We start from the raw sequence: 12,826 nt of genomic DNA, 5'->3' as shown, positions 1-12,826 counted from the left end.
TTGATGTCCTTATGGTTCGCGAAACAAATCTAGGGTTTGGCTTTTCTTGTATTAGCTAAGCTGTTTATCGGTCTAGCTAGCGTTTTGCGTGAGTCTATTTTAGTAGCTCAGCTATCGTAGGTTGAAGTATCTCAGCCCAAGTTTGATAAGCCTTCGCATTCAAATGCAGATCATCACACGAGTACTCGTTCGACAACAGCTTATTAGGTGACAATACTGAATTCACATCTAAGAACGCAATGCCTTGCTGTGTACAGTACTCGCTTAGCTTGCTATTGAGCAGTTCAACCGACGGATTTAAACCTTGCAGTTTAGAGCCAACATAAAGCGTTGATTGCACCAATATGCGAATCTCATTTTCTTGCCACACCTTAAGCATATCAATGTAGTTCTGGTAGATATGGTCGACATCATAACCCTGAGCTAAATCGTTTATCCCTGCCATAAAACACACCAGCTTTGGCTTCACATTCAACGTGGTATCAATACGGCGCAACATGCCAGTTGTGGTGTCACCCGCTAAGCCACGGTTGACCATCGAAACATCGCGAAAGATATCCGCCCACGGGGCCCATTCGGTGATCGAATCACCAAACATGACTAGGTCTGCACTTGGGGAAAAATGGCGATGGTTATCTGATGTCATGATGTAACGGCTCATGCTGTGGCCTCGTTGTTGAATCTCAGACTGAAGAGCAACCGCTTTGAGAATGTCACTATCTGGCGTGGTACTATCAAATTGAGCCAACAACCCTTCGATATGCGGTTTAAAAGGACTAAGACGTGTGCTCAGTTGATGATGTTCTTTAAGGGAAGATAACCTCTCTAGTAATGCATACAGAGAGCAGTTTTGACCAACTTCTTGGAATAACTGATACAGATCGAGGACAGGGTGTTGTTGCAGCGCGGCAAGTAATTGCTTGTCTTCCATGGTGTTATCTAACCCTTCAATTATCTGGTGATGAACTCAAGATAATATCCGATTGCGTACGGGATAGATAACACTAGAAGCAGAGAATTACTTTTCTTTGATTAGCAGATGGTTACGGTTATCACGGCTTTTCTTAATCAGTTCGTTGCTCTCATCCATTTCATCAGATTTAGCAAGACGATCGTAAAGCAGCACATTCACTGTCGCTGCCAAGTTCATGCAGCCAACTGTTGGTACGTACACAACATGATCGGCTCTGTCGGCGACATCTTGAGAAATAGAGCCGTCTTCAGGGCCAAAGATATAAATGGCATTTTCTGGGTGTTTAAAACGCGGTAGTGGTGTTGCACCTTCTGCGAGTTCTACGCAAACGATCTTAGTTTCTGGATCAAGATTGTCTAAAAACGACTCAACACCAGTCAACGGGATAGTACGCGCAGCACTCTTAGTATCGGTGTGGAATTTTGCGGCTTTTTCGTAGCGTTGCCCTGTGTATTTAACTTCGTCGACTTGGTAACAACCAGCCGCACGCATAACAGCACCAACGTTTGTCGGGCTCTTTGGGTTAGTTAAACCAATAGTCACATGGCTTTTGTTCATGAATCTTTCTCACTTAACGAATAGACATAGCAGGGTGCTACAAAGCGTCGCATTCTAACAAAGCAGCGTCGAATTCAAAAGCATCGATACAAACTCACTTTTTCGCGCTTAAGCCTCTAGTTGCAAGGCTTCTCACCCCAAAAACCTAACCGTCATCATATTTATAAAACAAAAACACTCTAGGATAACAATTAAACAACAAGCCCATTTACATTTTGAAACCACATTAATAATGTGTTGAAAATTGCATGAGACAATCACACAGGAAGCGTGACATGACCCTAACCATCAAAAACCGCCTTTATATTCTCTCTTTTATTCCACTGCTACTGATGGCAATTGGGATGATGAGCGTGACGTATATGAAGAGCACCGAGCTAACCGCACAACAAGTAGAATCGACGCGTAGCAATATGATGGCGATGAAAGAAAAGGAACTTAAAGCGTATCTGCAAATGGCTCAATCTTCTATTAGCCCGTTCTTGGAAAGAGGTGCAACATTAGAAGAAGCCTTACCGACATTAAGAACTCTCGAATATGGCGAGTCTGGCTACATCTTTGGCTACGACTCTAAAGGCGTTCGAGTAGTTGTTGGGCAAAATAACGATGGCATTGGTAAAAACTACTACGACCTGCAAGACAAAAAAGGCAACTACCTGATTCGTGACTTGATCAAGAACTCAAAGCTTGGTGAGTTCACCACCTACTACTTTCCAAAACTTGGTCAATCAGAAGCTCTACCGAAACTGAGCTACTCGATATTCGTTCCCCAGTGGGACTTGATGCTAGGCACAGGTTTCTATACTGACGACATCGATGCTGTAATCGCAGAGATGAAAGAGAGCTCGAATGTCGCGTTACAAAGCTCATTGACGGCGATCGCTATATTCTGTGGTTTGATTGCCCTAGTAGTTGCTGCGTTTGCCGTTGCCGTCAACCGCACAATCATGCGACCACTCGAGCAGTTTGATCGTTCAATCAGCGCATTCGCGAGTGGCGAAGCCGATTTAACCGCTCGAATGGAAACATTTAAAGCGCCTGAGTTCACTAAGCTCAGCGAGAACTTCAACGCCTTCGTGGCAAGCCTTCAAACCATCATTCGCAGCGTAAGCGATGTCGGTCAGCAAGTCGTAGCCGAGACATCTAGCATGTCTTCTCGCGCTGCGCAGGTCGACGAGATTGCTACTGGGCAACGTGAAGAGACTGAACAAGTTGCAACGGCGATGACTGAAATGACCACAACGGCGCAAGAGATCTCGAGCAACGCTAGCCAAGCGGCGGATTCCGCTAAACTTGCAGAGGGCAATGCCAAAGAAGCGCAACAGATAGTAAACGCCGCTGCAGATTCGGTGGCAGGCCTAGCGAGCGAAGTATCAGAAGCCAACACTGTCGTGTCTCGTTTAGAAGGTGATGTGCAGAATATCTCCTCTTCGTTGGCGGTCATCCAAGACATTGCCGAGCAAACTAACCTACTCGCGTTGAATGCCGCGATTGAAGCTGCACGTGCAGGCGAACAAGGTCGTGGGTTTGCTGTGGTTGCCGATGAGGTTCGTAAACTGGCAAGCCGTACTCAAGAAAGCACTGGCGACATTCACAAGATGATTGAGCAACTTAAAGCTGCCTCAGATGCTGCTGTGAAAGCGATGGATTCAAGTCAAAACCGAAGTGCGCAAACCGTGGAAGAAGCGAATGCCGCAGCCAAAGCACTGGCGAAGATCCAAGCGTCGATTGATACCATCATGGACATGAACTCGCTTATTGCGACAGCCACTGAACAGCAAAATATTGTAGGACAAGAAATATCTCAACGCATCGTGGTGATTTCTGACCAAAGCTCACAATCGGCAGAACTCGCGAATCAAAACCGTACAGGTAGCCAAAACCTCAACAGTCGTGCAAATGAGCTGTATCACTTGGTGGATCGCTTCACCGTCTAATACATTTTCGGTCTAGTAAGCCGTAATCAAACGATAATTAATCCTAAAACACGCCGGGCTTCAGAATCTCTATTCTGAAGCCCGTTTTTATCGGTGGAGGTTTTAAGCCATACACTAATCCAATTGCTCAGAAAGGAAGTCCACCAGCAGGCGAACCTTTGAAGATAAGTTGCGGTTCTGAGGATAAAGCGCCCAGATCCCTTCTTTGTCATCTCGATAATCGGACAGCACCTCAACCAACTCACCAGAATCAAGGTCTTCACTCACATAGTATTCAGGCAACTGCACCAAGCCAATGCTCTGCTTAGCTGCGTCTAACAAGGCTAAACCACTGTTGCACTTAATGCGTCCGTTAACACGAACTGAGCGAGGGCGTCTATTTTCTTTGAAACGCCAATGTTCAAATCCACCGACTAAACATTGGTGATTATTTAATTCTGATAATGTATGCGGCTCGCCATAACGTTCAATATATTCAGGGCTTGCACATACATAAAGTTGGCGTTGAGACAGCCTCTTTGCCACAAGGCTTGAGTCTTCCAAGCGGCCAAGACGAATCGCAACATCAACACCCGAATCGATAAGATCGAGCTTTTGATTGGTCAGCATCAGCTCAAGCTCTACTTGCGGGTGAAGCTTTAAGAATTGATGCAGTATTGGGGCGAGTTGGCGCTCACCATAAGTCACAGGCGCGGTGACTTTCAGTAAGCCTTTGGGTGTGGATTGCATCTGCGTGACCGCAAGCTCAGCAATTTCTAAACCTTCGACCAACAACTTACATTGTTGGTAATAGAGTTGCCCAGCCTCTGTAAGAGACACCTTTCGAGTCGTTCGATTGAGCAGTTTCACTGCGAGTCGTTCTTCGAGGTTTGCTACTCTACGACTGATTTGAGCCACCGACGTAGCGAGCTTCTGCGCCGCACCAGTAAAGCTTTCACGCTCTGCCACTGCAACAAACTCACTTACCCCTTCCCAATTGGCCATGCCTTTACCTTATGCTGAACTTTGGTTACCCATACAGTGTATTGAAGTTAGATATCAGTGTCACCTTGCTTGATATGCGCTGTGCATTAATCTTCGGCACCTATAGTCATTCCCTTACAGAACCATATTTTTGTCCTAACATTAACCTCATCCCCTATTGCTAGGGTGAGAATCTCTAAAACACTGGTACAACAAAGTAAGGTATCCCTTTGAAGAAGTTAATCATACTTGCATCAACTCTTGTACTCAGCACCACTGCGTTTGCAGCAACTAAAACAACAATTCAAGAAACAACGCTAAAATCTGACACATATGCTAGTGAAGTCGAAGCATACGATGCAGGCACCAACCTTATGGATGAGTTACGCGCAAAAACACCTTTTGAGCTTTCAAGAGAACTGCCACAGTTCCAACAGACAACCAAATACGATTCGTTCAAGATTGATGACGCGAATATGGAAGTGAAGAAAATCACTAACATGAGCGGTGACATTCATTACCAAGCGAACGTCAAAGTTGACTACCGTTACACATACAAAGACGGTCGCAGCAGCTAACACCGAATGATTGATCAGGTCTAAAAACTGATCACGTAGTCAAAAAACTGATCGCCTAGTCAAAAAGAAAGCCCGCACTCATAGAATGCGGGCTTTTTTGTCGTTCAGCTATGATTAATGGAATTCAAAACGAGCAACCATTATCAGATCATGTTTATCTGCTTATCTGCTTATCTTTGAAGATTAAACCTCAAACTGAGACACAAGGCTATCAAGCGCTTCACACTGTTCGGCCAATGCCATGCAAGCATTCTCAGCGCTGTTCGCCATTTCAACCATTTGCAGGGTGCTTTCTGCGATGCGTTGAACATTCTTGTTCACTTCTTCAGACACTTGAGACTGCTGAGAAGCTGCCGTCGCGATTTGTGTGTTCATGTCATTCATCTTGCCGATTGAGTTACGAATCTCACTCAGTGAAGACGCCGCCGTTCCTGCCTGAACAATGGTTTTCTCGCCACTCACTTTGCTTTCAGTCATCACACCAACCGCGTGTTTAGCACCTACTTCTAAGCGTTCAATCATTGATTGGATTTCGCCAGTGCTGTCTTGGGTTTTACTCGCCAACGCTCTTACTTCATCTGCGACTACGGCAAAACCACGGCCTTGCTCACCGGCACGAGCTGCTTCAATCGCCGCATTCAATGCAAGCAGATTGGTTTGCTCTGCAATGCCTTTGATCACGCCAAGAATTGAAGCAATGTTCTTCACATCGGTATCCAGCTCTTGAACCACCCCACCCGCGTTCTCGATATCTTGCGCAAGGCGTTCAATCGAAGTCACGGTCAAGCCAAGCGTGGTGTCTGCCGATTCCACTTCATGATTGGCAACATTACTGGCGGTTGCCGCATCTAATGCATTACCACTCACCACTTCACTGGTTGCTTGCATCTCATGAACCGCCGCCGCGACTACTTCACTTTCACGCTGTTGGTTCGATGAAAATTCAGCAACACTTTGCGTTAACGATTTAATGTTTTCCATCTCAGCGCGTACCGCATTCGATGTAAAAATAACTTGTTCGACGGTGACATGGATCTTGCCAACAAACTGGTTGAAAGCAGAACTTAAACGAGCGATCTCATCATTACCTTCGACCTTCATACGTTGAGACAAGTTACCGTCACCCGATGCGATCTCATTCATCGCTTTCTCTACGTTCTGGATTGGCTGAACGATAAACCGATTGGATAACCACATAGCGAAAAGTGCAGCGAAAACAGCAACGGCCATACCCACTTCAATGATCAACTTACTCGATTCAATAGAGTCATCGGCTTGCTGGCGAAGCTCTTTCTGTTTCAATTCGATCAGAGTTCGGATATCGCGCAGTTGAGTACGAATGATCGCAAACTCTGCGTCAAGCGCTGGCGAGTAATCAATATTGTATTGGTCTGCGTTTGCCGGATCAGCGAACATTGGCTCGTGCAGTGCCACCCACTTGCTCATCGCGTTAACAAGCTTTGATAACTCGCCACGTGAAGATGGATCCAACACGCCCGCTTGATACAAGGTTTCGACACTTTCAAAACGAGGAACCGCTTTGTAAGCGTTGTCTTTAAATTCAAATTTTTGGTACTCAATCGCCGCTTGGTCTTTCGAGAGTAATAGACCTTGAGCAGAAGCGATAACTTGATAAATGTCACGATACCCATCTTCCAAATTGTCTAACACGGGCTGAACCACATTATTGAGCTCATTATTAATCGCAGCTTGAGCATTTGATCTGATAACGTTGAGCACAGTAACGGTAGAAAAAACAATCACAATCACCAACAGCGGGATCGCGATTTTACTCTTAATCGAAAGATTATTGATATTCATTGGGATTAATAACCACACTTCAAATAGGGATGCGCGCGCAATATACAGCACACATATAAAATCCCGCTAAGCTTTTGTGAGCTTCATCTCATAGAAAACGATACCGTAAATTCGTGTGATGTTTTTTCAATCAAAGGTTAACTTTCGGCGACTAAAATACTCTCTGATTTAGACTTATTTGCTGCTGATACGCGCAAATACTGGAGAAGTGTTAGAAATAACACCATAATGTAGGGCTCTAAAATAAGTAGGTAAGAACATGAAAATTTGTGGTGTTGAAATCAAAGGTAACGATGCAGTCATCTGTCTTCTTTCTCTGTCAGACGGCGTATTTAACATTCCTGATTGCCGAGTTTCTAAGGTTGCGATTAGCGACGCAAACGACACACAGAATATGAAAGACTTTCAATTCTCTTTTGCAAAGTTAATGGAAGATTACCAAGTAGAAAAAGTTGTAATTCGCCAACGTCAGACTAAAGGCAAATTTGCTGGCGGTGGCTTCGGCTTCAAACTAGAAGCAGCAATTCAGTTGATCGACGGCCTAGACGTAACCGTTGTATCACCTGCTGACATCAAGGAGAGCCTTAAGCGCAACCCTCTTATGATGAAGTTCAAAGAAACTGGCCTTAAGCAATACCAAGAAGCACCGTTTACAACGGCTTACGCTTGTTTGATGAAACGCTAATCAAAAGTCGCTAGCCAATATTTTATATAGAAAGAGCCTGAATATTCAGGCTCTTTTTTGTTTCTAGTCATCGACTTTTAGTAGGATGAGTTTGGTATACAAACTACCGCTCTAACACTGTTCGCCTACGAGCCTTAATTAACTCAGGCTTTTTCACCACCAAATAAACCGCCGCAGCAGACAAGGCAAAGCCCATCGCGCCATACATGTCGAACGACTCACCGAAAATAAGCCACGCTTGGATTGCTGTCGTCGGTGGCACCAAGTAAAAGACCGAAGCCACACTTGAAGATGCACCGTGCTCTACCATGTAAAGCAACAATAGGATGGCAACACAAGACAGAACGACCACCAGCCAAATTAGAGTCAACGTGAATTCTATCGTCCAGTTTACTTGCATCGTTTCGTAACGCATTGCGAACGGCAGAAACAACGCGGCAGAAGCCAAATATTGCACCATCGCACCGCCGACCATATCTGTCCCCTGACAGAAGCGCTTCTGATACAAAGTGCCGCAGGTAATACCCACCAAAGAAACCAAACACAATAACGTTGCCAAGCCTTTTTGGTCGTCTGACTGCCATTCAATATTGCCCATCAACACCAAACTGATACCCGCAAAACCAAGCGCTAATCCCAACCACTGTGCAAAATTAAAACGCTGCGAAGTACAGCTGATCATAATCAATGCGGTAAGAATCGGTTGCAAGCCAACAAGTAGAGAACTCAGCCCGGCGGGCATACCCATATCAATCGCCAGATAGGTGCCACCAAGGTAGAAACCATGAATCAAGATGCCGACCACACTAGCGTGGAAGAATGCTCGACCACGAGGGATACAACGCTTAAGGATTGCAATCAAAACCAAGAACAGCGCCACGTTGGCTACCATCCTCAGTGAAAGTAATGTTGCGGGTTCCGCGTATTCCACGCCAAGACGTGCGCCGACAAAACCTGACGACCACAATATTACAAACACAAACGGAATCATTTTAATCAGCATTACAAACCTCTGGTCAACTCTTCATCAATGCTGTTACCTTAGTTGGGTACAGATAACTAATAAAGACACAGATATAACACTTTAAATGGTTACAGATTAAAAGTGAGCAACGAGGGCGAATAACGTGGAAGTAGAACTCAGCGGCAATAAATATCTTGCTACCGAACAACATATTAAGGCTCAAATTGATAAAGGGCTCTTTCACCCAGATGATCGTCTTCCTTCGATCCGCCAGTTAAGCGAACAGCTTGGCGTAAGCAAAAATACCGTAATTCGAGCCTATCAAGAACTCGAAGCAACGGGTTGGGTTTACTCGGTACCTAAATCTGGCTATCGCGTAAAGACACCGAACACCACCAGCTGGGATACACCAAGCCAACCTCAAAAAGTGGACCTTTTGTCTGTCACCAAATCGGTACTCTCTCGCCCGAAAGGCCGCCTGAAACTGTTGGCAGGTTCTGCGCACCCGAACATAAACAACCCTGCGATTCGTAGCTTGTATGCCGAGATTGGTCGCCACAGTCGATTACAAACTCAATTGCCTGGGTATTACCAATTACCTCCCGGCGACGAGCAATTAGTAAAGCAATTGTTAAAGATCACCCATGATCTTGGTGTGCCTGCGGGATCGAAAGAGATTGCGATTACTCACGGAGCACAACAGGCGATCAGTTTGGCATTACGTGCGCTCACCAAGCCCGGTGACATCGTGGCGGTCGAGTCACCGTGCTATTTCGGCAACCTACTTTTGCTCGAATCTCTGGGGTTACAAGCCCTTGAAATACCAAGCAGTGTTAGCCATGGCATTGACATTCCATCACTACAGAGCGCGTTGGACAAATGGAAAGTGAAGACGCTGCTGCTAACACCAAACTTTACTAATCCAACGGGCTCAAGAATGCCATTGGCTAATCGAAAAGCCCTGTTGGAGATCACCGGTTCTTTACCGATTATCGAAGACGATGTGTTCGGTAGCTTAGCATTCGATACACCAATCGCTAGTCTCAAAGAACTTGATGATCAAGATAGAGTCATCTACGTCAACTCACTATCTAAAACCTTAGACTCACGCTTGCGAATCGGCTGGTTACTGTCGGGCCGCTATCAGCCCTTGGTCGAGAAGTATCTACTATGCGATAACATGGGCAGTTCCAATCTGATGCAATCGGCGGTCGGACAGTTTCTCACGACAGGTAAATACCGCAGTCATTTATCTAAGATGAAACGGCTCTATCAAACCAATCAAAAACAATTCCAAAGTCTATTAATACAAGCTCTGGATAGCTACCCGCACCTTGTTGGTCGCTACCATTTGTCAAAGCCGGAAGGCTCATTTCTCAACTGGATAACACTGCCAGAATCGGTCGACAGCTATGCCGTCTATCAAGATTGTTTGAAGCATAAGCTCGGGATCTTACCCGGCACCGTGTTTGGGACGAATGACCAATATAAACATTGCCTGCGCTTCACTGTCGCCAATATTGAAGAGAGCAAAGAGTGGAAAGAAGGGGTTGTAACACTAGCGAAGATAATCGCTAGGCACGTACGTTAGATTACCTTTCTAATTACCATTTAGACCAAAACAACAAAGCCCCATTCAACTGAGTGGGGCTTTCATCATTATCATATCTTGAGTTGCTTAAATACGATGGTTAGTTAAATACGATTACCCTTGCCAAGCGAACTGTTCAAAAACTTTGTCGACTGGCGTTTTAGCAACGTGGTTTACGTAATTACTGATCACTTTCTGAGACAGGCCAAGAATCACTTCTAGCACTTGTTGCTGACCGTAGCCCGCTTCGAAAAATGCTGCCATTTCACTTTCAGGCACATTGCCGCGGTTACGTACCATGCTCAGCGTAAAATCATGCAGGGCTTGCAGCTTTTCAGTGGATAAAGCTGTGCGATTACGCAGTGCTTCGGTGATTGCAGGATCAACCTTCATTGAATGTGCAATGCCAGTGTGTGCAGGAACGCAGTAGTGGCATTCGTGTTCAACGTTGATGGTTTGCCAAACAACCGTTAGCTCTTCAGCATCGAAAGATGAGTCACTAAACGCCTGATGAAGCTGAGTGTAAGCCTTAAGTGTGTTTGGAGATTCAGCCAACACACCAAACAAGCCCGGCACTCTGCCCATCTGCTTTTTAGCGCCCTCAAGAATAGGTTGGCTTTGCTCTGGCGCGGATTCTACTGAGTGAATTTTGAAGTAGCTCATTGCTCTATCCCTATCAATTTTCGGTTCTAAAGTTATTCAATCACGGAGCAATTAATGAATGTTCTCCGTTGGTGTAAAAACAATATAGATCAAACAAGAACGATCGTTCAAGTGTTATTTTGAACAGTTGTTCAATTTATACATTGAAGCCAGAAGAATGTCTTCGTTCATAACAAGAAAGCCCAACAGGCAACACCTGATGGGCTTTCTCTTTTTCTCAATTTTTTTGCAAGCGGCTACCAATATTCTGCGTGGGCCAAGCCTTTAACACAGCTCGACTTGCCACTTGTTACTTTAATTTCACCACCAGTCAACGATTGAGCCAACCAACCGTGAGAGAAACTCAATTCAAAGGGCGCAGGGACTTGCTCAACGGTAATTTGCTCAAAGCCCACTTTTGAATAGTAGTTAGGATCACCGTACGTCACTGCAAGCTCAATACCCTGCTCTTTTAGGAGCTGCAAACCGGAGTTAATCAGGCGCTGACCAATACCACGCTTTTGCACCTGAGTGCTCACCGCGACTGGCGAAAGCAAATATGCCTTGGTTTCATCGTCAAATGAAAGCGACGTAAAGATAATCGAGCCTACAATCGTACTATCCGCATCCGACTCACTAGAATCATCTTCAACAACAAAGCAAAATAGCTCTGTCGGAGCTGTGGTCGTTAAAAGATCGTTGGCAAGCTCACCCAAAGTTTTACCTTCGTTCTCACCTTCTGAATCCGTAAAGGTTTGAGTGAAAACTTGAGTGATCGTTTCGATTTCATTTGAATTATATTGCCTAAATTTCATGGTGTTACTCATTTACTTTAATTTCTTGAGCACAAAGAACTGATAATCAAAATCACGTTGTTCAGAACCTTTCGAAGGCTCTTGACCCAAACCGTTCTTTGATGTGCTGCTATCGAAAAATTGTTTAACTTCATTGTCGCAATCTACGAGCGCTTTTGAGTTCGGCATCGTTGCTTTAAGCGCTTCTATTCGCTTTTGAAAGGGCTGGTAATACGCAAGCCAACCAGCGTCACTCATTGCAAAGTGATCCAAAACTTCATAACCCGCTGCTTTTGCCTGTTTAATACGCTCGGAAACCGTCGTCATGTCCGGGTACTCTTTCTGCCAGAACGCTTTGCTCGATTCGTTAGGTTGTTCGGTATTCCACACCAAATCATTAACGACCAATATGCCGTCATCACTGAGTAAATTTCGCCACTGCTTTAGCGCCTTTTCAACACCCATGATGTAAGCGCTGCCTTCCGACCAAATTAGGTCAAACGACTTAGCTTCAAACGGCAGATCCATCATGCTCGCGCATACGGTTTTGACGTTGCTTTCTAAGCCAAGAACCTGTGCTTGCTGAGTCAGAACATCTAAACTCGGTTGATCATTATCTACCGCCGTTATTTGCACATCCACTTGATGTTCTACTAAGGCTTTCGCTAACACAGAGGTGGCAATACCTTTACCACAACCGATCTCAAGCACACGTTTAGGAGAAACCGAAACGTGTACCAACGCCGCTAAAGTATCTTCCGCTGTTCCTGGCCCTAAACGCTGTAAACCCTCAAAGATCACCTCAAAATCCGCCATGTACTGGTCATGATCGTTCATGTCTTTTGAAAGCCATTTCAGTCGCAGTGCTTGCTTCTCATCAAAGCCTTGCTTAATGAGCCAATCGAGATGCGCATCAGGCGCCACCTTGTCCATCGATTCATGCCAATCTTGCAAACCACTCTCGCCTAACAAGGCCGATAAAAGATCTCTCGAACGCTGTTTCTGAGCGATCTCTTCGTCCAATTGTTCGAGTCGGTTTTGTAACAAGGAGCGGTCAACCTTGGCATCCAAACACGCCTGACACTCTTTCAACGTCAGTCCACCCGCTTGTAACTGCTGCAACAATTTCACACGCTGCAAGTCGCGTTCGGAATAACTTCGATAACCATTATTGGTGCGTTGAGCTTCTATCAAACCCAACTTTCCATAGTACAAAAGCGTTGAACGGCTCAGGCCAACGAGCTCCGCTAATTCAGATATGCGATACATCCACTTCTCCCTCATTTCAGTAGTAAAGATAAACTATGAAGTTGTAGTCAG

At 45.2% G+C, this 12,826-nt stretch carries 12 protein-coding genes; 4 read left to right on the top strand and 8 right to left on the bottom strand.

Annotated features, from left to right (window positions below):
• Nucleotides 1-94: 94 nt before the first annotated feature.
• Nucleotides 95-931 carry an SGNH/GDSL hydrolase family protein gene (locus tag A6D97_RS07005; protein ID WP_065584089.1) on the bottom strand — a complete coding sequence of 279 codons (837 nt, stop codon included), beginning with the start codon at nt 929-931 and terminating at the stop codon, nt 95-97.
• An 87-nt stretch (nt 932-1,018) separates the two neighbouring features.
• Nucleotides 1,019-1,531 (bottom strand): RNA methyltransferase, encoded by a 513-nt coding sequence (locus A6D97_RS07000; protein ID WP_017061674.1) that lies wholly within the window; start codon nt 1,529-1,531, stop codon nt 1,019-1,021.
• Between the two features lie 275 nt (nt 1,532-1,806).
• Between A6D97_RS07000 and A6D97_RS06995 the strand changes: the two genes are divergently transcribed.
• Nucleotides 1,807-3,468 carry a methyl-accepting chemotaxis protein gene (locus A6D97_RS06995; protein WP_017064932.1) on the top strand — a complete coding sequence of 554 codons (1,662 nt, stop codon included), beginning with the start codon at nt 1,807-1,809 and terminating at the stop codon, nt 3,466-3,468.
• A 114-nt stretch (nt 3,469-3,582) separates the two neighbouring features.
• Here A6D97_RS06995 and A6D97_RS06990 read toward each other — a convergent pair whose 3' ends face one another.
• Entirely contained in the window at nt 3,583-4,452 is an 870-nt protein-coding gene (locus tag A6D97_RS06990; RefSeq protein ID WP_017064933.1) for a LysR family transcriptional regulator, read from the bottom strand.
• Nucleotides 4,453-4,661: 209 nt separating this feature from the next.
• Between A6D97_RS06990 and A6D97_RS06985 the strand changes: the two genes are divergently transcribed.
• Complete coding sequence (locus tag A6D97_RS06985) at nt 4,662-5,009, top strand: DUF3316 domain-containing protein (RefSeq protein WP_065584088.1); 348 nt, start codon at nt 4,662-4,664, stop codon at nt 5,007-5,009.
• Nucleotides 5,010-5,192: 183 nt separating this feature from the next.
• On the opposite strand, the gene A6D97_RS06980 is transcribed toward A6D97_RS06985, so the two are convergent.
• On the bottom strand, nt 5,193-6,830 hold the full coding sequence (locus A6D97_RS06980) for a methyl-accepting chemotaxis protein (protein ID WP_065584103.1): 1,638 nt from the start codon (nt 6,828-6,830) through the stop codon (nt 5,193-5,195).
• Nucleotides 6,831-7,089: 259 nt separating this feature from the next.
• On the opposite strand from A6D97_RS06980, the gene A6D97_RS06975 reads away from it, so the two are divergent.
• Complete coding sequence (locus A6D97_RS06975) at nt 7,090-7,515, top strand: DUF3010 family protein (protein ID WP_017071370.1); 426 nt, start codon at nt 7,090-7,092, stop codon at nt 7,513-7,515.
• Nucleotides 7,516-7,618: 103 nt separating this feature from the next.
• Here A6D97_RS06975 and A6D97_RS06970 read toward each other — a convergent pair whose 3' ends face one another.
• Entirely contained in the window at nt 7,619-8,518 is a 900-nt protein-coding gene (locus tag A6D97_RS06970; RefSeq protein ID WP_065584087.1) for a DMT family transporter, read from the bottom strand.
• A gap of 124 nt (nt 8,519-8,642) precedes the next feature.
• Here A6D97_RS06970 and A6D97_RS06965 point away from each other — a divergent pair, with 124 nt between their 5' ends.
• Entirely contained in the window at nt 8,643-10,070 is a 1,428-nt protein-coding gene (locus tag A6D97_RS06965; RefSeq protein WP_065584086.1) for a PLP-dependent aminotransferase family protein, read from the top strand.
• 114 nt (nt 10,071-10,184) lie between these two features.
• On the opposite strand, the gene A6D97_RS06960 is transcribed toward A6D97_RS06965, so the two are convergent.
• From A6D97_RS06960 to A6D97_RS06950, 3 genes are all read right to left on the bottom strand, one after another.
• The gene (locus tag A6D97_RS06960) at nt 10,185-10,733 is read right to left on the bottom strand and encodes a carboxymuconolactone decarboxylase family protein (RefSeq protein ID WP_065584085.1); all 549 of its coding nucleotides are present in this window, start codon (nt 10,731-10,733) and stop codon (nt 10,185-10,187) included.
• A 236-nt stretch (nt 10,734-10,969) separates the two neighbouring features.
• A complete protein-coding gene (locus A6D97_RS06955; protein ID WP_017064937.1) occupies nt 10,970-11,539 on the bottom strand; it encodes an N-acetyltransferase in 570 nt (189 codons plus the stop codon).
• Nucleotides 11,540-12,775 carry a MerR family transcriptional regulator gene (locus tag A6D97_RS06950; protein WP_017069793.1) on the bottom strand — a complete coding sequence of 412 codons (1,236 nt, stop codon included), beginning with the start codon at nt 12,773-12,775 and terminating at the stop codon, nt 11,540-11,542. It lies immediately after the preceding gene.
• Nucleotides 12,776-12,826: the final 51 nt, after the last annotated feature.

This window comes from Vibrio sp. ZF57, from assembly GCF_001691235.1.
GTDB classification, from domain to species: Bacteria; Pseudomonadota; Gammaproteobacteria; order Enterobacterales; family Vibrionaceae; genus Vibrio; species Vibrio crassostreae_C.
The sequence above is the reverse complement of the archived record's forward strand: the minus strand, read 5'-3'. Positions and strand labels throughout refer to the sequence as shown.